The sequence below is a fragment of the Streptococcus mitis genome (genome assembly GCF_003942765.1).
GTDB classification, from domain to species: domain Bacteria; phylum Bacillota; class Bacilli; order Lactobacillales; family Streptococcaceae; genus Streptococcus; species Streptococcus mitis_BE.
This window is the reverse complement of the sequence record NZ_RJNW01000001.1, coordinates 699,451-719,916: the sequence shown is the minus strand read 5'-3', so window position 1 is coordinate 719,916 and position 20,466 is coordinate 699,451. Positions and strand designations below refer to the sequence as shown.

Annotated in this window: 16 protein-coding genes and 1 pseudogene; 15 read left to right on the top strand and 2 right to left on the bottom strand. The window is 36.9% G+C overall.

The features are described from left to right. Nucleotides 1-3 precede the first annotated feature (3 nt). The 14 genes and pseudogenes from D8849_RS03775 (at nt 4) to asp5 (ending at nt 17,461) form a co-directional block, all read left to right on the top strand. On the top strand, nt 4-2,448 hold the full coding sequence (locus tag D8849_RS03775) for an SP_1767 family glycosyltransferase (protein WP_125386238.1): 2,445 nt from the start codon (nt 4-6) through the stop codon (nt 2,446-2,448). 193 nt (nt 2,449-2,641) lie between these two features. Further along, nucleotides 2,642-3,514 carry a glycosyltransferase family 2 protein gene (locus D8849_RS03770; RefSeq protein WP_125386237.1) on the top strand — a complete coding sequence of 291 codons (873 nt, stop codon included), beginning with the start codon at nt 2,642-2,644 and terminating at the stop codon, nt 3,512-3,514. Between the two features lie 107 nt (nt 3,515-3,621). Beyond that, nucleotides 3,622-4,848, top strand: coding sequence for a glycosyltransferase (locus D8849_RS03765; RefSeq protein WP_125386236.1), 1,227 nt, complete (start codon nt 3,622-3,624; stop codon nt 4,846-4,848). Nucleotides 4,849-5,164: 316 nt separating this feature from the next. Then, nucleotides 5,165-6,391, top strand: a complete 1,227-nt coding sequence (locus tag D8849_RS03760; RefSeq protein WP_125386235.1) for a glycosyltransferase family 8 protein — start codon at nt 5,165-5,167, stop codon at nt 6,389-6,391. Nucleotides 6,392-6,402: 11 nt separating this feature from the next. After that, nucleotides 6,403-6,969 (top strand): annotated as a pseudogene (locus D8849_RS03755) (glycosyltransferase family 8 protein); the annotation flags it as partial. A 100-nt stretch (nt 6,970-7,069) separates the two neighbouring features. Then, entirely contained in the window at nt 7,070-8,287 is a 1,218-nt protein-coding gene (gene secY2 / locus D8849_RS03750; protein WP_125386233.1) for an accessory Sec system protein translocase subunit SecY2, read from the top strand. Nucleotides 8,288-8,296: 9 nt separating this feature from the next. Beyond that, complete coding sequence (gene asp1 / locus D8849_RS03745; RefSeq protein ID WP_125386232.1) at nt 8,297-9,877, top strand: accessory Sec system protein Asp1; 1,581 nt, start codon at nt 8,297-8,299, stop codon at nt 9,875-9,877. Continuing rightward, nucleotides 9,861-11,396 carry an accessory Sec system protein Asp2 gene (gene asp2 / locus D8849_RS03740; protein WP_185756201.1) on the top strand — a complete coding sequence of 512 codons (1,536 nt, stop codon included), beginning with the start codon at nt 9,861-9,863 and terminating at the stop codon, nt 11,394-11,396. The genes asp1 and asp2 overlap by 17 nt, the downstream gene beginning before the upstream one ends. After that, entirely contained in the window at nt 11,393-11,833 is a 441-nt protein-coding gene (gene asp3 / locus D8849_RS03735) for an accessory Sec system protein Asp3 (protein ID WP_049492128.1), read from the top strand. The genes asp2 and asp3 overlap by 4 nt, the downstream gene beginning before the upstream one ends. After that, the gene (gene secA2, locus D8849_RS03730) at nt 11,826-14,198 is read left to right on the top strand and encodes an accessory Sec system translocase SecA2 (RefSeq protein WP_125386231.1); all 2,373 of its coding nucleotides are present in this window, start codon (nt 11,826-11,828) and stop codon (nt 14,196-14,198) included. Before asp3 ends, secA2 begins: the two co-directional genes overlap by 8 nt. A gap of 11 nt (nt 14,199-14,209) precedes the next feature. Further along, nucleotides 14,210-15,721 (top strand): accessory Sec system glycosyltransferase GtfA, encoded by a 1,512-nt coding sequence (gtfA, locus tag D8849_RS03725; RefSeq protein ID WP_125386230.1) that lies wholly within the window; start codon nt 14,210-14,212, stop codon nt 15,719-15,721. After that, nucleotides 15,714-17,051 (top strand): accessory Sec system glycosylation chaperone GtfB, encoded by a 1,338-nt coding sequence (gene gtfB, locus D8849_RS03720; RefSeq protein ID WP_125386229.1) that lies wholly within the window; start codon nt 15,714-15,716, stop codon nt 17,049-17,051. Before gtfA ends, gtfB begins: the two co-directional genes overlap by 8 nt. A gap of 1 nt (nt 17,052) precedes the next feature. Then, nucleotides 17,053-17,232, top strand: coding sequence for an accessory Sec system protein Asp4 (gene asp4, locus D8849_RS03715; protein ID WP_049488410.1), 180 nt, complete (start codon nt 17,053-17,055; stop codon nt 17,230-17,232). Between the two features lie 4 nt (nt 17,233-17,236). Continuing rightward, nucleotides 17,237-17,461 (top strand): accessory Sec system protein Asp5, encoded by a 225-nt coding sequence (gene asp5, locus D8849_RS03710; protein ID WP_004260825.1) that lies wholly within the window; start codon nt 17,237-17,239, stop codon nt 17,459-17,461. Between the two features lie 51 nt (nt 17,462-17,512). Here asp5 and D8849_RS03705 read toward each other — a convergent pair whose 3' ends face one another. Continuing rightward, entirely contained in the window at nt 17,513-18,466 is a 954-nt protein-coding gene (locus D8849_RS03705; RefSeq protein WP_125386228.1) for an aromatic acid exporter family protein, read from the bottom strand. Between the two features lie 66 nt (nt 18,467-18,532). After that, nucleotides 18,533-19,738, bottom strand: coding sequence for a serine/threonine transporter SstT (gene sstT, locus D8849_RS03700; protein ID WP_020901597.1), 1,206 nt, complete (start codon nt 19,736-19,738; stop codon nt 18,533-18,535). A gap of 151 nt (nt 19,739-19,889) precedes the next feature. On the opposite strand from sstT, the gene D8849_RS03695 reads away from it, so the two are divergent. Then, nucleotides 19,890-20,456 carry a mechanosensitive ion channel family protein gene (locus tag D8849_RS03695; RefSeq protein WP_020901598.1) on the top strand — a complete coding sequence of 189 codons (567 nt, stop codon included), beginning with the start codon at nt 19,890-19,892 and terminating at the stop codon, nt 20,454-20,456. Nucleotides 20,457-20,466 lie beyond the last annotated feature (10 nt).

Here is a 20,466-nt window from a genome sequence, read left to right as displayed (position 1 = left end):
GAAATGAACAAAGCAATTGTATTAGCTGGGGATCGCAATTATACTACACAGTTAGAAACAACCATAAAATCTATCCTATACCACAATAGAGATGTTAAGATTTACATTTTAAATCAAGATATCATGCCAGATTGGTTCCGTAAGCCAAGAAAAATAGCTCGCATGTTAGGGAGTGAGATTATTGATGTGAAGTTGCCTGAACAGGCTGTGTTTCAGGATTGGATCAAGCAAGCTCATATTAGCAGTATTGCATATGCTAGATATTTTATCCCAGATTATATCCCAGAAACTAAGGTTTTATATTTAGACAGTGACTTGATTGTGAATACTTCTTTGGAGAAATTATTTTGTATTGATTTAGAGGAAAAATTATTTGCAGCAGTTAGAGATACAGATGGAATTACATTTAATACAGGTGTTCTATTAATTAATAATGAAAAAAGTCGCCAAGAGAAACTAAAAGAACGTCTAATTGAACAGTCTATTGTAACAATTAGGGAAGTTGAAGAAGGGAGTTTTGATAATTTTAACGGTGATCAAACGATTTTCAATCAGGTTTGTTCTAATCAATGGTTAGAGCTGGATAAAGAATTTAACCTTCAAGTTGGCCATGACACAACTGCATTTTATAATAAATGGGAAAATTATTTTAATGAGTTAGTAACCCCTAGTATCATACATTTTGTGTCTTATAGAAAACCTTGGAAAACCTTGATAGCCAATCGTTACCGTGATTTATGGTGGCAATTCCATGATTTGGAGTGGAGTCAGATTTTACAACATCATTTAGGAGAGTTTGAACTGACATCGCCCCTAGATAAGGAATTTTCTTGTTTAACTTTGACAAATTCCCAAGATTTAGAAGGAATAGAAGAGTTAGTTACAGCTCTACCAGATGTGGTATTTCATATCGCGGCTTGGACGGATATGGGTGATAAGCTAAAAAGATTGGCAGTATATGATAATGTGAGATTGCATCCACAGATTGTTCCACCGGTCTTAGATAAGTTGAAACAATCAACAAATCTTTATTTGGATATCAATCATGGTAGTGCAGATGAGAACTTTTTAAGATCTTTGCAAGAACAAGAAAAAACGCTATTGGCTTTTCAATCGACTCAGCATGGAAATTTAGGACAAATCGTTTTCGAAAATGAGAAAGTTTCCTTTATGATTGATGCGATAAAAGATTTTAAGAAACAAGGGCATATTACCTGTTTTCGACAAATTCCAAGTTTGACTTGTTTAACGTTTACGGCTTCTCAGGATATTGAACAACTGGATTACTTGGCTGAACACTTACCTAATGTTGTTTTTCAGGTTGCTGCCTGGACAGCTATGGGGCCAAAACTATATGATTTATCTAATCGTTATCCCAATATTCAACTTTATCCAGCAATTTCAATAGATAAGCTAGAAGAGTTGAAGGAAAAGATGGATGTTTATTTAGATATCAACCTACTGACTTCAACAGCTGATATGGTTGCAGAAATGACTCATCTATCTAAACCTATACTAGCCTTTTATAAATCTCAAAATGGTAATAATGGCCAAAGGTTGTATTCAAGTGAACATCCTGAACGAATGTTGGCTGATTTGCAGAAATTGATAAATAAGTCTATGCTAGAAAAACCGCTTGATACAATCCAGGTGAAAGGGATAGATGAAACTTTGGATTATATTATTGAACATAATTCTTCTTTAGTTCGTTTTGGAGATGGGGAAATCAATATGCTTGCAGGGCATTCGATTCCCTACCAGGATTATGATGAAGAGTTGGTTTCAATCATGAGTGATATTATCGGTCAGGAAAGTCGAGAAGAATTAGTAGTGTGCCTTCCTGATGCCTTTACAGATCGTTTTAGGTTTACATCGTGGGCGATTCCATTTTGGAAAGATCACATGGATCATTATATGGATTTTTACAGAGAGTTATGTAGTGATTCATGGTATGGCTCAACCTTTGTATCTCGACCTTATATCGATTTTGAAGACAAGAGTCAAGCTAAATCCCAATTTGAAAAATTGAAAAGTATCTGGAAAAACCGTGACTTACTGATAGTTGAAGGAGCGACCTCTCGATCAGGTGTAGGGAATGATTTGTTCGATGAGGCAAATTCTATCAAGCGAATTATCTGTCCTTCTCATAGTGCCTTTTCTAGAGTTCATGAAATTGAACATGAAATTGAAAAGTATGCTGCTGGTCGCTTGATTTTATGTATGCTTGGCCCTACAGCAAAAGTTTTAGCCTATCATTTAAGTCAAAATGGATACCAAGTATTAGATATTGGTCATATCGATTCAGAGTATGAATGGATGAAGATGGGGGCTAAAACAAAGGTTAAATTTTCACATAAACATACAGCAGAGTATAATTTTGATCAAGATATTGAATTCATTGAGGACGAAATCTATAATAGTCAGATTGTCGCAAAGATATTAGATTAACTAAAAAGTATGATAAATGAGTTCACAATTTTTAGACAAATAAAGAAATTAATGAGGGTAACTCTCTAAAAGAATCTATTATGAACAGGAATTTAACGGAAATTTTTCAAGATTTACATAGAGACTGCCCGATAACTATATTGCTAGATAAATAAAGATTTATTCTATAATTTTAAGATGGTAGGTGAAATGTATGGAATCTTTGATTAGTGTTATTATTCCAGTTTATAATACTGAAAGTTATATTGGAATTTGCTTGGAAAGTCTTGTTAAACAGACTTATACAAATTTTGAAGTGCTTATGATTGATGATGGTTCTACAGATAATTCAGGAAGAATTTGTCAGGAATATATATATAGTGACTCCCGTTTTCATTACTATAGGAAAGAAAATGGCGGAGTTTCCTCTGCTCGTAATTTGGGGATTGAATACTCCAGAGGTGATTATTTAACTTTTGTTGATTCAGATGACTGGGTTGAGGAAGATTATTTAGAAGTTCTATATTCTGCTCTAGTATCCGAATCTGCGTCAGTCTCAATTTCAACATATAAAAGATTTTCTATGGAAGATAATACTTGGTATTTTCATTCTTTTCAACGAGGTTACGATAAACGAGTCTTTCATCATCTAGAACTAATCAATGAATTAATTGATTTGGATTCTTTCGATCATTCATATCGTTTTGTAAGTGGAAAGTTAGTAAGAAAAGATGTTGTGGGGGATATTCGTTTTAATTCTCTAACTAGTTTAGGTGAAGATATGGAATTTTGGTTTAAAATCTATCTAATCTCACCTAAATCTGTCTATATCAATAGAGATAGTTATGTTTATAGAATAGGTGAAGGCTCGACGAGACATTTTAGTTTACTCAAGGTCAGGTGTGATTTACAGCAACGTGAAAATTTTATAGCTCTTCTTGCTGCTCGAAATATAGATGTTGGTCGATACGTAGACAATTTTGTATCCCTGTTAAAATTTCGAAAAAAAGAACTTGAAGATAAAAATCTATCATCAACAGATACGATGAAATGGATTAAGGAAACATTATGTTTACTTGATAAGTAAGTGAATAAAGTGATTTTGATTTTATGTAAAGATGATAAAAAATCTATTTGCTTTAATTTATGTAGGATAAAAATAGTGTTAGTTAGAATAAATGATAAGGATTTAAAATGGGAAATATCAAACGTGCAGTAGTATTTGCAGGTGATTACGCTTATATTCGACAAATCGAAACAGCTATGAAATCAATCTGTAGACACAATGGTCACTTAAAAATTTATGTACTAAACAAGGACATTCCTCAAGAATGGTTCAGTAGATTAAGAATGTATATTCAAGAGATGGGAGGAGACATGATTGATTGCAAGCTTATTGGGCAACAGTTCCAAATGAACTGGTCTAATAAACTACCTCATATCAATCATATGACCTTTGCACGCTATTTTATTCCAGATTTTGTAACAGAAGATAAAGTTCTCTATCTAGATAGTGATTTGATTGTGACTGGTGATTTGACCGATTTGTTTGAATTAGATTTAGATGAAAATTATCTGGCAGCAGCACGTTCTTGTTTTAGTGCTGGAATTGGTTTTAATGCCGGAGTATTATTAATAAATAATAAAAAATGGCAAGCTGAAAATGTTAGACAAAAGTTAATTGATTTAACAGAAAAAGAACATGAAAATGTGGCAGAAGGTGACCAGTCAATTTTGAACATGCTTTTTCATGACTCATATATTGAAATAAACGAAAAGTTTAATTACCAAATAGGATTTGATCGAGGTGCGGCAGAACAAGGGCATACTTGGATCTTGGAAAAATCAATTAACCCGCTCCCTAAAATCTTACATTATATTTCTCAAGATAAGCCGTGGAATCAATTTTCTGTAGGTCGCTTGCGAGAAAATTGGTGGAACTATTCTTTTATGGAATGGAGTTATATTGTATCTACTTGGAAAGAGAAGGGTGACTTTTATTCCGCACAAATATATAAACCAAAATTAACTTGTATGAATTTGACAAATTCTTGGTGTGTAGAAAAAATGGATTATCTAGTTAAACAATTACCAGAAGTACATTTTTATATTTGTGCCCATACTTTTATGGCAGATGAATTAAAGAGATTAGCAACATTTAATAATGTTACCCTCTATCCTAATGATTTTCCTTTGTTAATAGAAAAACGTTTAAAAGAGGTTGATATTTACTTAGATTTGAATCATGATCAGAAATTAATGTATATTTATGATTTAGTAAAGAAATTTGAAAAGCCGATGCTAACTTTCGATAATACACGTTGCTTGACTATACCTGAAGAATCATATGCTGGTATTTTTCATCATGATAGACCTGATGAAATGGTTTCGGCTATAAAGTTGCTTGAGCCAGATTTTTAATAGTTGTTTGAGAGGCTAAAAGTTGAACAGTCTGAAATTTATTGAGTATGTATTACGAAGATTTCTTAACTTATATTTATCATAAAAATACTTTGATTATTTTTGTAAATATTAAAATTGCTTGAATTATTCAATAACTAATTTATAAAATTAAGATAGATTAAAATTTTGAATTTTTGATGATGTTGTGTTTGAGAAGTAGTAATATTTTCAAGTTATTGTTTTGATTTTTAGGGCTTTATATAATGATTGAATCATTTTAAATTTAGGAACCATGTTAATGTTATGGATAGAGTGAATAAGGGGTTAATAGTTTATGAAGAAAGCAATCGTACTTGGGGCAGATAATAGTTATATGGATAAGGTGGAAACTACCATCAAGTCTGTTTGTGCTCATAATCATAATATAAAATTTTACATATTTAACGATGATTTGCCCTCTGACTGGTTTCGAATTATGAATTTCAGATTGAAAGCTAATCATTCTGAAATTGTAAATGTAAAAATTTCTGACCATACTCTTAAAAATTACCGGTTAGCAATTAGTTATCTTTCCTACGCAGCCTTTTTTCGATATTTCATAGGCGAATTTGTAGAAGAAGATCGAGCGATTTACCTTGATTCAGATATAATCGTAACATCTTGCTTGGATGAATTGTTTAACATCGATTTGGAAGATTATTGGTTAGCCGGAGTTGCTGATTACTTTGATGGAGATTATACGGGTGGATTTAACTCGGGAATGATGGTTATTCCTGTTAAAAAGTGGAAGGAAAGTGATATAGCCAATCAACTCTTACAATTAACAGAACAATACCATCAAACAGTATTTGGAGATCAGGGGATTTTAAATATCTTATTTAAGGAAAAGTGGAAAAAAGTGGGGCGCCTTTATAATTTTATGGTTGGTATGGATACGCTAGCTCAAGTTGTGAATGATGAGTCTTGGTATCAATCATCTTTACCAGATGGTGTTTTACCAAAAGTTATTCATTATACGGGCGATAAACCTTGGTATCACTTATCAAAGAATCGTTATAGATCTATATGGTGGTTTTATTATAGTGTGGAGTGGTCAGATATTCTTCTGAGAAAAAATCCTATAAAAGGTCAATTATTGAGCGATTTTAATACTCTTATTGACCCTCCTCTTTTTCATACTGCGATATTTACAGATTCATGTGAATTGGAGCAGATTGAAAGGTTATTAATAGAGTTTCCTCAGGTACATTTTTCGATTTTAGCACACACTTCATTTGCTTCGTCTGTTATTGACTTACAACAATTTTCAAATGTATCTGTATATCCAGGATTCATTCCTTTTACATTTGATGAAGTGTTAAAAAATCTTGATTTTTATTTAGATATTAACCATGGAAATCAAATAGCTGATATTATTAGTAAAGTTCGTGCATTGGGCAAACCAATCTATTCCTTTGATGTTACTAATCATGATGATACAGGTTATAATAAAGTTTATGAGGTTTCTGATGTTATGCAAATGATTAAAGATATAAAAATGTATCTTGGAACAATAAAATAGGGATAAAAGAGATGAATAAAATAATAGCGATGGGGGCCGATAATGGCTATATGAATAAGGTAGAGACAACCATTAAATCAATAGCAGCTTTTAACGATCATTTTAAAATCTATGTATTTAATGATGATTTGCCATCAGAATGGTTTCGTGTTATGAATAGGCGTTTAGCCCCACTTGATTCGATGGTAGTTAATGTAAAAATTTCAGATAACAATTTGCGAAAATACAATCTCCCAACACCTCATTTATCATATGCTGCTTATTTTCGTTTTTTTATTCCAGATATGATAACTGAGGATAAAGTATTATATTTGGATTCTGATATCATCGTAACTGGGGAATTAACTTCGCTATTTCTGATAGATTTAAAAGGACATTCTATTGGAGCTGTTGATGATGTCTATGCCTATGAAGGACGAAAATCTGGATTTAATTCTGGAGTTTTGTTAATGGATGTTGCAAAGTGGAAAGAACATTCTATAGTTAATAGTTTATTGGAATTAGCAGCTGGGCAGAATCAAGCTGTTCATCTTGGGGATCAGAGTATATTGAACATTTACTTTGAAAATCAATGGCTAGAATCTTAAGGAAATTAGAAGTCTGATCTTTACCATTTAGTGTAAGAATAATATATAATAAAAGTGAGATTTGACCCCAAAGCAAATAAAGGAGTATTTTGTGACTAAGATTTATTCGTCAATAGCAGTAAAAAAAGGATTATTTACCTTATTTCTACTGTTTATCTATGTATTGGGAAGTCGTATTACTCTCCCTTTTGTTGACCTAAATAGTAAAGATTTTTTAGGAGGTTCAACAGCCTATCTAGCCTTCTCAGCCGCCCTAACAGGTGGAAATCTAAGAAGTTTGTCAATTTTTTCTGTTGGACTGTCCCCTTGGATGTCAGCTATGATTTTGTGGCAGATGTTTTCATATTCTAAAAAATTGGGGCTAAGTTCTACAGCGATTGAAATTCAAGATCGTCGAAAAATGTATCTGACCTTACTAATTGCTATTATTCAATCCTTGGCAGTTAGCTTGAGTTTACCAGTTCAATCCTCCTACTCGGCAATTTTGGTTGCTCTAATGAATACCTTGTTGCTGATAGCAGGAACATTTTTTCTTGTTTGGTTGTCAGATTTAAATGCTAGTATGGGGATTGGGGGTTCTATTGTAATCCTCCTATCCAGTATTGTTTTAAATATCCCTCAAGATGTTATTGAAACATTTCAAACGGTTCATATTCCAACAGGGATTATTGTGTTACTTGCTTTATTAACCGTTGTCTTTTCTTATTTACTTGCCATTATGTATCGAGCTCGCTATTTGGTTCCTGTTAATAAAATTGGCTTACACAATCGTTTTAAACGCTATTCTTATCTCGAAATCATGTTGAATCCTGCAGGTGGGATGCCTTATATGTATGTGATGAGTTTTCTTAGTGTACCAGCTTATCTGTTCATCTTGCTGGGTTTTATTTTCCCTAATCATTCAGGGCTAGCGGCTTTATCAAAGGAATTTATGGTTGGGAAGCCTTTGTGGGTCTATGTTTATATTTCGGTTTTATTTTTATTTAGTATTATTTTTGCATTTGTTACTATGAATGGAGAAGAGATTGCAGACCGCATGAAAAAATCTGGAGAATACATTTATGGAATTTATCCAGGAGAGGACACTAGTCGATTTATTAATCGATTGGTCCTTCGTTTTTCAGTCATAGGTGGTCTCTTTAATGTGATCATGGCAGGTGGTCCCATGCTTTTTGTTTTATTTGATGAAAAGTTATTACGATTGGCAATGATTCCAGGCTTGTTTATGATGTTTGGGGGCATGATTTTTACGATTAGAGACGAGGTCAAGGCTTTAAGGCTAAATGAGACCTATAAACCTTTGATTTAGGAGACTTTTATGTATTATTTTATTCCAGCTTGGTATGGTTCTGATAGGAAATGGCATGCAGATATCACTCCATGGTATTTTTCTCATTTTCGTCTAGAGTTTGATGATACATTTCACCAGATTCGGCTCTTTCAAGATCAAGATATAGATTCTCGTCTATTAGTATTAGCTTACCAGCCTCATCTACGTTATTTTTTACATAGACATGGTGTGTTAGAAACGGATACTTATTCCGTTTTTGATGTTATGCAAGATTTTCATAATCTCCATACTCAAGTGTTAAGCATTAGAGATATTGAGTGGGATGATGACTGTGAATTTATTTATAGTCCCTTTACGATTATCGTTCAAAAAAATGGGAAGAAATTTGCTAAGGTTGAACATGGGGTTGAAGGCTTCATCAGTGATATACAGTATTTTGAACCGAATGGTCAAATACATATGCACTATATCATGGATGATCGTGGGTTTGTATCGAGTGTTATCTTTTTTGAAGATGGGCAAGTGGCTTATCAAGAATATCTGAATCCCAAGGGAGTGTGGCAATTCAGAGAGCGTTTAAAAGAAGGCGGACAGGTAGAAATCAATCCCATTTTTGGTTATCGCTTTAAAGCACTTTTCTATCAGAACATGCGAGACTTGGTGGCAGAATTTTTTGAGAATTATCTGCAAACGTATGTGAAGGACCAGGATATTTTTATGCTTCCTTCTCATTCTCATCATGACCAGCTGGTCTTAGACCGATTACCTAGAAAAAATCCTAAACTGTTGAGTCTTTTCATTGGACGTAATCCTCAAGATACCTTTAGAGATTTAGATTTAACTTTTGAAAAATCTGATTTGATTTTGGTGGATAGAGAGGATAGTTTACGATTGTTGCAGGAGTTGTATCCTGAACGAAGACATCAATTTTATCATTTATCATCTTTTGACACCCGATTACGATTGGGACGAAGTCAAACTAAGAAAGAATCCATTATATATTATCAACTGGATTTTGAGCAGGGAATTGATAACCAAGCTCTACTTCAAGTCTTGGCCTTTGTCGCTGAAAATAAGGATACTGAGGTGATTTTTGGAGCATATGCTGCTAGTCAGGAGCAAATGAATGAGGTTGAAAGGATTGTTGAGTCTTTCATCCAAGAAAACATTCAATCCAAAAATCTGGGAAAGGCGATTGATTATGGTGATGCAGAAAATCCTCTGGAAGAAAATCAACACCAGGACTTACGTATACAGTTTGTCAACTTGAATGATGAGTTAGATTTGATAAAAACACTAGAATTTGTTCGTTTGATTGTGGATTTAAATAGTCATCCTCATCTCTATACACAGATAGCTGGGATTAGTGCAGGGATTCCTCAAATCAACCTAGTTGAAACGGTCTATGTTGAACATTTAAAAAATGGTTATTTGCTGACAGATGTAACAGAATTTTCTAAGGCTGCACATTATTATACAGATAGGTTGAAAGAGTGGAATGAGTCCTTGATTTATTCGATTGATAAGATTAAGGAGCACACTGGACAACAATTTCTTGGAAAATTAGAGAAATGGATAGAGGAGGTTAAAAATGTCAAAGGAACTTAATATTTTACAGATAGGACTTGCCAATTGGGGAAATCACTATGACATACCTGAAAATATGAGTTGGTATCATTTTTACCCAAACTCATCAAAAGCCCTTCGTGAAATAATTGAAAAAGAGGATATTAACCGTTTTCATGCAGTTTTAATAGAAGATGGTCAGTATGCTAAAGACTTATTTTCCTTTGTAAAATATTTTGAACCTTATACTTTGTTCTATAACCAGAATCTACAAATAAATGATAGAGAGGTTGTGGATTTTCTAAAAAAACGATGTGCACAAGCAATTGATTTTTCAAGTCCCCAACAACTAATCAATGATTTGAGTAAATCTCTTTTTGGCGGTGGGTATGGTGATAAACTCTTTCCTTCGACGATACAAGTGAATCTAAATTTTACAGGAGCTATTTCTTATCAGGGATTAGATTATGTGAGTTTGGAAGGTGGATTTGGACAAGATTTTTCCCAACTTGCCTATTGGGCTTATAATATAGTTGTTCAAAAAACACTTCCTATTGAGTTGTGGCTTGAATATGAAAAGCAAGGAAATTGTGACTTTCGTTTGATCATCCGTAAAATTTGGAGTGGATCTGTTGATGATATTTTTGAAGAGATCATAGTGTCTGAAAAAGACTTGGAGCAAGCACTTTTTATGGATAGTCGAGACGGAGATTACTTTCTCTCGATATCTGTTGAAGCAAGAGGTCATGGAACTATCAAACTAGGTAATCTTCACCAACGTTGGAGTCGAAAACAATTTGGTAAGTTTGTACTTGGTGGAAATATCCTACATGATTCTAAGCGTGATGAAATAAACTATTTCTTCCATCCAGGTGATTTTAAACCGCCTTTGGCTGTCTATTTTGCAGGTTATCGACCTGCAGAAGGATTCGAGGGCTACTTTATGATGAAGAGTCTGGGATGTCCTTTCCTCCTCTTTTCAGATCCTCGTTTAGAGGGTGGGGCTTTTTACCTTGGAAGTGATGAATTAGAAGGTAAGTTAAAAGCCACCATTCAATATTATTTAGATTATCTTGGTTTAACTTCTAAGGATTTGATTTTATCAGGCCTTTCTATGGGTACGTTTCCTTCTCTCTACTACGGTGCTACTTTTGAACCTCATGCGGTGATTTTAGGGAAACCCTTGGCGAATTTAGGAACCATAGCTAGCCGTGGACGTTTGGATGCACCGGGTGTCTCTAACTTAGCTTTTGATTGCTTAATTCACCATACAGGTGGGACGAGTTGGCAAGATATGACGGAGTTGGATCAGCGATTTTGGAAAACTTTTAAACAGGCAGATTTTTCCAATACTACCTTTGGATTATCTTATATGAAAGATGAAGATATGGATCCGCAGGCTTATGAGAAACTAGTTACTTATTTGTGTAATACAGGTGCTAAAATCTTATCTAAAGGAACGGCAGGTCGACACAATGATGATACAGATACCAATGTTGCTTGGTTTATCCACTTTTATCGGATGGTACTAGCAAGTGGTTTTGGAAGGGAGAAAGGATGATAATCACACAGAGACAGTCCATTCATTGGGGAGAAGTTGGTGGGACTTATATGTACGGTTCAAATGTATCTTACTACCCAGACAAGAGTGTGCGTTTATATAACCCCCTCTTGCCATCTGGTGAAGTTTTGAAGACTTGGTTTTCTAGTGTTAATTACCAAGGTGCTAGGACCCAGCCACAACTTCCTTTACTCAAAAGAAATCATCAATATCATTTAGCGATGCATTTCGATTGTCAACCTGAGAATGGTGTCTATATCAAACTGATCTTCTTAAATCGTTATGAGGATGTATTGGAGGAAAAAGTTGAAAAGGCAAGAGAGTTTACCTTTACTTATCCAGAGGATACCTATACTTATCGCATTTCCCTTTTGAGTGCTGGTTTTCAAGAATTAACCTTTTATGATTTTTCAATTAAGGAGATAAAAAGTGTTTAGACGTTTAGGTCAAGATTTCCAGCTTAGGAAAGTGAAAAAGATTTTAAAGAGGATCAATACCTTAAAAGGCAAGATGTCCTCTCTTTCGGATCAAGAATTGGTCGCTAAAACAGTGGAGTTTCGTCAGCGTCTTTCCAAGGGAGAAAGTCTAGATGACCTTTTAGTAGAAGCTTTTGCAGTGGTGCGTGAAGCAGACAAGCGGATTTTAGGGATGTTCCCCTATGATGTTCAGGTCATGGGAGCTATTGTCATGCACTACGGAAATGTTGCTGAGATGAATACAGGTGAAGGTAAAACCCTAACAGCCACCATGCCGGTCTATTTGAACGCTCTTTCAGGAGAAGGTGTGATGGTTGTTACGCCTAATGAGTATTTATCAAAGCGGGATGCAGAGGAAATGGGCCAAGTTTATCGTTTCCTAGGCTTGACTATTGGGGTCCCATTTACAGGGGATCCAAAGAAGGAAATGAAAGCAGAAGAAAAGAAACTGATCTATGCTTCGGATATCATTTACACAACCAATGGTAATTTAGGTTTTGATTACCTAAATGATAATCTGGCTTCTAATGAAGAAGGTAAGTTTTTGCGACCTTTTAACTATGTCATCATTGATGAAATTGATGATATCTTGCTTGATAGTGCACAAACTCCTTTGATTATTGCGGGTTCTCCCCGTGTTCAGTCTAATTACTATGGGATCATTGATACACTGGTGACAACGCTGGTCGAGGGAGAAGATTATATTTTCAAAGAGGAGAAGGAGGAGGTCTGGCTTACTACTAAGGGGGCCAAGTCTGCTGAAAGTTTCCTAGGAATTGACAACTTGTATAAGGAAGAACATGCGTCCTTTGCTCGTCATTTAGTTTATGCGATTCGAGCCCATAAACTTTATACTAAAGACAAGGACTATATCATTCGTGGAAATGAGATGGTATTGGTGGATAAGGGGACTGGCCGTTTAATGGAAATGACCAAACTACAGGGAGGTCTTCATCAGGCCATTGAAGCCAAAGAACATGTGAAGTTGTCTCCTGAAACGAGAGCCATGGCTTCCATCACCTATCAGAGTCTCTTTAAGATGTTTAAAAAAGTATCTGGGATGACGGGGACAGGAAAGGTAGCAGAAAAAGAATTTCTTGAGACTTATAATATGGCCGTTATTCGGATTCCAACCAATCGTCCTAAGCAACGAATTGATTATCCCGATAATCTCTATGTGACTTTACCAGAGAAAGTTTATGCGTCTTTGGAATACATCAAAGAGTATCATGCTAAGGGGAATCCCTTACTGGTTTTTGTTGGATCAGTTGAAATGTCTCAGCTTTATTCATCGCTCTTGCTTCGTGAGGGAATAGCTCATAATGTCCTCAATGCTAATAATGCTGCGCGTGAGGCCCAAATTATCGCAGAATCAGGCCAGATGGGGGCCGTAACAGTTGCAACATCTATGGCAGGACGCGGTACCGATATCAAACTTGGTAAGGGAGTCGCTGAACTTGGTGGCTTGATTGTCATTGGAACAGAGCGGATGGAAAGTCAGCGGATCGACCTTCAAATCCGTGGCCGCTCTGGTCGTCAAGGAGATCCAGGTATGAGTAAGTTTTTTGTATCACTGGAAGATGATGTTATCAAGAAATTTGCTCCATCTTGGGTTCATAAGAAGTATAAAGATTATCAAGTTCAAGATATGACGCAACCAGAAATTCTCAAAGGTCGTAAGTATCGTAACCTGGTCGAAAGGGCTCAGCATGCCAGTGATAGTGCTGGACGTTCGGCACGCCGTCAGACTCTAGAATATGCTGAAAGTATGAATATTCAACGGGATATGATTTACAAGGAACGAAATCGTCTAATAGATGGTTCTCGTGACTTAGAAGATGTAGTTTTGGATATCATCAAGAGATATACAGAAGCGGTAGCGGCTGAACACTATGCCAGTCGTGAATTACTGTTTCACTTTATTGTTACCAATATCAGTTTCCATGTAAAGGAGATTCCAGATAATCTAGACCTATCTAATCAGAAACAAGTCCGCAACTTTATTCAACAAGTTGTGAATAGAGAACTCTCTGAAAAGAAGGAATTACTGGAGAAACACGACTTGTATGAACAGTTTTTACGACTCTCCATGCTCAAGGCTATTGATGACAACTGGGTAGAGCAGGTAGACTATCTACAACAGTTATCTATGGCTATAGGTGGTCAGTCTGCTAGTCAGAAAAACCCGATTGTAGAGTATTATCAAGAAGCCTACGCGGGATTTGAAGCTATGAAAGAACAAATCCGTGCGGATATGGTTCGTAATCTCCTGATGGGCTTGGTTGAAGTCACTTCTAAGGGTGAGATTATGACTCATTTTCCATAAGAGGAGAAAATATGACAATTTACAATATAAATTTAGGACTTGGTTGGGCCAGTAGCGGTGTAGAATACGCCCAAGCCTATCGTGCTGGTGTTTTTCGGAAATTAAATCTGTCCTCTAAGTTTATCTTTACAGATATGATTTTAGCGGATAACATTCAGCACTTAACAGCCAATATTGGTTTTGATGATGAGCAAGTTATCTGGCTTTATAATTACTTTACAGATATCAAGATTGCACCGACTAGCGTGACGGTTGAGGATGTTTTGTCTAAGTTTGACGGTGTTGAAAGTCGTAGAGAAAAGAATGGCAAGGTTTTGCGTGTCTTCTTTTCTGACCAAGATAAGTTTGTTACCTGTTATTTGGTTGATGAGGACAAGGACTTGGTCCAGTATGTAGAGTATGTTTTTAAAGGAAATTTGATTCGAAAGGATTACTTTTCTTATACGCGTTATTGTAGCGAATATTTTGCTCCCAAGGACAATGTTGCGGTCCTATACCAACGAACTTTTTACAATGAAGACGGGACTCCAGCCTATGATATCTTGATGAATCAAGGGAAGGAAGAAGTTTATCGTTTTAAGGATAAGATTTTCTATGGGAAGCCAGTCTTCATGCGTGCTTTTATGAAATCCTTGAATTTAAATAAGTCTGATTTAGTCATTCTGGATAGGGAGACAGGCATTGGACAGGTTGTTTTTGAGGAAGCACAGACAGCACATCTAGCGGTAGTTGTTCATGCGGAGCATTATAGTGAAAATGCTACAAATGAGGACTATATCCTTTGGAACAACTATTATGACTATCAGTTTACTAATGCAGATAAGGTTGACTTCTTTATCGTATCAACTGACAGACAAAAGGAAGTGTTGCAAGAGCAATTTGCCAAATACACCCAGCATCAACCAAAGATTGTTACCATTCCTGTAGGAAGTATTGATGCCTTGACTGAGTCAAGGAAAGGTCGCAAGCCATTTTCATTGATTACCGCTTCGCGTCTTGCCAAAGAAAAACACATTGACTGGTTGGTCAAGGCAGTTATTGAAGCTCGTAAGGAAATTCCTGAATTAACCTTTGATATTTATGGTAGCGGCGGAGAAGATTCTCTTCTTAGAGAAATTATTGCTAGTCATAAGGCAGAGGACTATATTCAACTCAAGGGGCATGCGGAACTTTCGCAGATTTATAGCCAGTATGAGGTCTACTTGACGGCATCTACCAGCGAAGGATTTGGTCTGACCCTGATGGAAGCTATTGGTTCAGGCCTTCCTCTAATTGGTTTTGATGTGCCTTATGGCAATCAGACTTTTATAGAGGATGGGAAAAATGGTTATTTGATTCCAAGTTCATCTGACCATGTGGAAGATCAAATCAAGCAAGCTTATGCGACTAAGATTTGTCAATTGTATCAAGAACATCGTTTGGAGGCTATGCGTGCTCATTCTTACCAGATTGCAGAAGGCTTCTTAACCGAAGAAATTTTAGAAAAGTGGAAGAAAACAGTAGAGGAGGTGCTCCATGATTGAACTTTATGATCGTTATAGTCAGGAAAGTCGAGATTTACATGAAAGTCTAGTCGCTACTGCTCTTTCTCAACTTGGAGTGGTCATCGATGCAGATGGTTTTCTGCCTGATGGTCTGGTTTCTCCTTTTACCTATTATCTAGGCTATGAAAAGGGAAAACCTCTCTATTTCAACCAAGTTCCTGTTCCAGCTTTTTGGGAAATTTCAGGAAATAATCAGTCTGCTCGTATTGAAGATATGACAGAGGAGAGAGCTCTTATTCATTATGCTGATGGAATGCAGGCTCGCTTGGTTAAACAAGTAGATTGGAAAGACTTGGAAGGAAGAGTCCGTCAGGTTGACCATTACAATCGCTTTGGAGCTTGTTTTGCTACAACGACCCATAGTGTTGATAGTGAACCGATTATGACAGTTTATCAAGATGTCAATGGTCAGGAAGTTTTACTTGAAAACCACGTAACGGGTGATATCTTATTGACCTTACCTGGTCAGTCCATGCGTTACTTTACCAATCGAGTAGAATTTATCACCTTCTTTTTGCAAGATTTGGGATTAGATAAGCATCAGATTGTTTTTAATACTCTAGCGACTGCTTTCTTGGTCTCCTTCCATCATCCAGATAAATCTGGCTCAGATGTTTTGGTGTGGCAGGAACCTCTCTATGATGCCATTCCAGGCAATATGCAGTTGATTTTGGAAAGTGATGATGTGCGTACTAAGAAAATCATCATTCCAAACAAGGAGACTTATGAACGCGCTTTAGAGTTGACTGACGAGAAATACCATGCTCAGTTTATGCACTTGGGTTATCATTATCAGTTCAAACGTGATAACTTCCTAAGACGAGATGCCTTAATATTGACTAATTCAGATCAGATTGAGCAAGTAGAAGCAATCGTAGAAGCCTTGCCTGATGTCACTTTCCGCATCGCGGCGGTAACAGAGATGTCTTCTAAGCTCTTAGATATGCTTCGCTATCCTAATGTGGTCCTTTACCAGAATGCTAGTCCACAGAAAATTCAGGAGCTGTATCAACTGTCGGATATTTATTTAGATATCAATCACAGCAATGAGTTGTTGCAGGCGGTGCGTCAGGCCTTTGAGCACAATCTCTTGATTCTTGGATTTAACCAAACGGTACACAATAGACTCTATATCGCTCCTGATCATCTATTTGAAAGTAGTGAAGTTTCTGCTTTGGTTGAGACCATTAAACTGGCTCTTTCAGATGTTGTTCAAATGCGTCAGGCACTTGGCAAACAAGGCCAACATGCCAACTATGTTGACTTGGTGCGATATCAGGAAATCATGCAAACCGTTTTAGGAGGCTAATATGTCAGACGAAGATTTATTTTACAAAGACGTTGAAGGTCGCATGGAAGAGTTGAAACAAAAACCGATCAAGAAGGAAAAAGAAACCCGAGGGGAAAAGATTAGTAAGATTTTTTCACTCATCTTGGGTTTAATGATTCTGATTGGTTTACTCTTTACTTTACTGGGAATTTTGAGGTAGGCCTATGACTGATATTCTGATTGTTTTAGCTATTATCCTCTCTCTTGCTTTGATTGTATTGGTAACCATACAACCTCGTCAAAATCAACTATTTTCCATGGATGCCACTAGTAATATTGGTAAACCAAGCTACTGGCAGAGCAATACCTTGGTCAAGGTTCTTACTTTATTAGTGAGTTTGGCTTTATTCGTTTTACTATTAACCTTTATGGTAATAACTTACAAATAAAAGAAAACTTCAGATATTCACCTTTTGTGATTGATCTGAAGTTTTCTTTTTTTACTGTCCATATTTTTGGTAAAAGTCAACTTTTACTTGGATGAAGGTTTTTGCTTCACGTAGGAGTTGAAGAAGTGTGGCACGGGTTTCAAATTCTTCTCTTGTCTCGGGCAGACTGCGATTACGGAAGACTTCCAGATAACGTTCAATTTCATCTAGCAAATCAGAAGCAGGATTGGTCTGGCTCAGTTGTCCAGCAATTTTTGAAAAGAGTTGGGCTAAAATCAGGCTCTCACTGGCAGCTAGGTGACAGGTGTTGATTTGCTGGGCCATGTTTCGCAGGATACGACTTTGTCGCTGTCTCATTTCAAAATAGTGGATATGGTAGTCGGTCTGGTGAAAGAGGTGGTCAGAGTGATCTAGATAGACCAGTCTGAGGGCTTCTTCCAAAAGGGTGTCCAATTCGTCAACTAACTGTGCTCGGTTGCGTCCATCCCCTCTGGATAAATAATATTTGAAGCGTTGAAGGATATCTTTTAACTTTTCTTCTACCAATGTGTGGTAGTGATGAATTTCCTCTTCTCGTGAAGGCATATAGAGATTAACCAGTAAGGCAAATCCTGTACCGATAGCAAAGAGAAGGAATTCGTTGACTAGGAGGTCTGGAGAGGTTGACTCTTGCACCAAGAGATGGCTAACCAAAACGCTACTTGGTGTGATGCCAATTTCCCATCCCATCTTGTAGGCTAGAGGCACATAGAGTGCTAGATAGAGTCCGAGGCTCCAGATATGAAATCCGCTCAAGTGAAAAGCCAAAACGCCAATAGCAAGAGCTAGAAGCATAGAAAAGAGCCGATTGCGGGCCAGTTTTAAGGTACTTCTACGAGTATCGGATAGGCTCAAGAGGGCGATGATTCCAGCTGAAATTGCTGAGGAGAGATTGAAAAAATAAGCAAGAAGGCAGGCAAGACAGGTAGCTAAGATGAGCTTGGTCGTACGTTGGCTAATAGACATAAGGATTTCCTAGTAAGTTAGATAAAAGCGGAAAAGACAAGACCTGAGCAGGCTTGTCTTTATGAGTTATTTCTTACGGGCTGCTGCGTATTCGGCAACGGCAGTAAAGAGGACGTCTGTAGAAGAGTTGAGAGCTGTTTCACATGAGTCTTGGATGACCCCAATCACAAAACCAACACCGACAACTTGCATGGCAATATCGTTAGAAATACCAAAAAGGCTACAAGCAACTGGGATAAGAAGGAGGGAACCTCCGGCAATACCAGAAGCACCACAGGCTGAGATTGCTGCTACTACACTGAGGACAAAGGCTGTCGCAAAGTCAACAGGGATGCCGAGAGTATTTACTGCAGCAAGTGTTAGAACATTAATGGTAATCGCTGCCCCGGCCATGTTGATAGTAGAACCGAGTGGGATAGAAACCGAATAGGTATCTGGATCTAGTCCGAGGTCGTGGCAAAGTTTCATATTGACAGGGATGTTGGCCGCAGAACTACGAGTGAAGAAGGCTGTCACACCACTGACACGCAAACATTTCAAAACGAGGGGATAAGGATTTCTCTTCATAAAGAGGAAGGCAATTAGTGGATTGACTACCAGAGCCACAAAGAACATAGTTGTCACCAAGAGGGCAAGCAAGATTCCGTAGTTAGCTAGACTTCCGATCCCCTTATCAGAGATGGTTTTGAAGACAAGGCCAAGGATTCCAAATGGAGCTAGGTTGATGATCCATTCGACAATCTTAGAAGTCACATCAGCCATAGTTTTCAGCAATTCTTTACTATTTTTGCTGGCCTCTCTCATAGCAATACCGAAAACAACTGCCCAAGACAGGATACCGATGTAGTTGGCTGTGACAAGGGCATTGACTGGATTGTCAACCAGTTTGAGCAAGAGATTGCTGAGGACCTGGCCAATCCCATCTGGTGGTGCGATTTCTGTATTGGCACTATTTAAGGTAATCTCAACAGGGACAATGAAACTTGCTAGTACAGCGATAAGGGCAGCAGCAAAGGTTCCCACTAAGTAAAGGAAAATAACTGTTTTCATATTGCTATCTTGTCCCTTTTGATGTTGGGAAAGGGCGTTAGCAACGAGGGCAAAGACTAGAATAGGTGCGATGGCTTTTAGACCGCCAACAAATAGATCTCCGAGTAGACCAATTCCTGAAATGTTAGGAAGTGTCAGTCCTAGGGTTCCTCCAATAAGCATACCAATCAAAATCCGTTTGATTAGGCTTGCCTTATTCCAAGCATGAATGAATTTTTTCATAACAACCTCCTTAGTTGTGTAATGTTTATGATTATAGTATAAATATGAACTAAAATCAAGAATTTTCTGTCTATTTTGGCTATTATTTTTGAATATTTATGGAGATTCACCACTTGTGAAAGTATGGTATAATAAATAAAAGGAGTTTTCTATGCAAGAATTTTTTAAAACCTACCTCAATAAGCTTGATGTTACAACGATTATTGAAAATATCTTAACCAAGTTAATTTCTCTGTTATTTCTATTTTTACTCTTTTATATAGCTAAGAAATTGCTCCATACCATGGTGCAGAGAATTGTCAAACCTTCTCTAAAAATGTCTCGTCACGATGTCGGACGTCAGAAAACCATTTCACGTTTATTAGAGAATGTGTTTAATTATACCCTTTATTTCTTTTTGCTTTACTGTATCTTGTCTATTTTGGGTTTGCCAGTTTCTAGTTTGCTGGCAGGTGCTGGGATAGCTGGGGTGGCCATTGGTATGGGAGCCCAAGGTTTTCTGTCTGATGTCATCAATGGCTTTTTCATCCTCTTTGAACGTCAACTGGATGTGGGAGATGAGGTTGTTCTGACAAATGGTCCTATTACTGTATCGGGCAAGGTGGTTAGTGTCGGCATTCGAACAACGCAACTCAGAGGAGAAGACCAGGTTCTGCACTTCGTTCCCAACCGGAATATCACCGTCGTCAGCAATTTCTCTCGGACAGACCAGGCCTGAAATTTTAGCA

Coding starts and splice junctions, on each gene's coding strand:
- D8849_RS03775 (WP_125386238.1), top strand. CDS start 4: ATGAACAAAGCAATTGTATTAGCTGGGGATCGCAATTATACTACACAG.
- D8849_RS03770 (WP_125386237.1), top strand. CDS start 2,642: ATGGAATCTTTGATTAGTGTTATTATTCCAGTTTATAATACTGAAAGT.
- D8849_RS03765 (WP_125386236.1), top strand. CDS start 3,622: ATGGGAAATATCAAACGTGCAGTAGTATTTGCAGGTGATTACGCTTAT.
- D8849_RS03760 (WP_125386235.1), top strand. CDS start 5,165: ATGAAGAAAGCAATCGTACTTGGGGCAGATAATAGTTATATGGATAAG.
- asp1 (WP_125386232.1), top strand. CDS start 8,297: ATGTATTATTTTATTCCAGCTTGGTATGGTTCTGATAGGAAATGGCAT.
- asp2 (WP_185756201.1), top strand. CDS start 9,861: ATGTCAAAGGAACTTAATATTTTACAGATAGGACTTGCCAATTGGGGA.
- asp3 (WP_049492128.1), top strand. CDS start 11,393: ATGATAATCACACAGAGACAGTCCATTCATTGGGGAGAAGTTGGTGGG.
- gtfA (WP_125386230.1), top strand. CDS start 14,210: ATGACAATTTACAATATAAATTTAGGACTTGGTTGGGCCAGTAGCGGT.
- gtfB (WP_125386229.1), top strand. CDS start 15,714: ATGATTGAACTTTATGATCGTTATAGTCAGGAAAGTCGAGATTTACAT.
- asp4 (WP_049488410.1), top strand. CDS start 17,053: ATGTCAGACGAAGATTTATTTTACAAAGACGTTGAAGGTCGCATGGAA.
- asp5 (WP_004260825.1), top strand. CDS start 17,237: ATGACTGATATTCTGATTGTTTTAGCTATTATCCTCTCTCTTGCTTTG.
- D8849_RS03705 (WP_125386228.1), bottom strand. CDS start 18,466: ATGTCTATTAGCCAACGTACGACCAAGCTCATCTTAGCTACCTGTCTT.
- sstT (WP_020901597.1), bottom strand. CDS start 19,738: ATGAAAAAATTCATTCATGCTTGGAATAAGGCAAGCCTAATCAAACGG.
- D8849_RS03695 (WP_020901598.1), top strand. CDS start 19,890: ATGCAAGAATTTTTTAAAACCTACCTCAATAAGCTTGATGTTACAACG.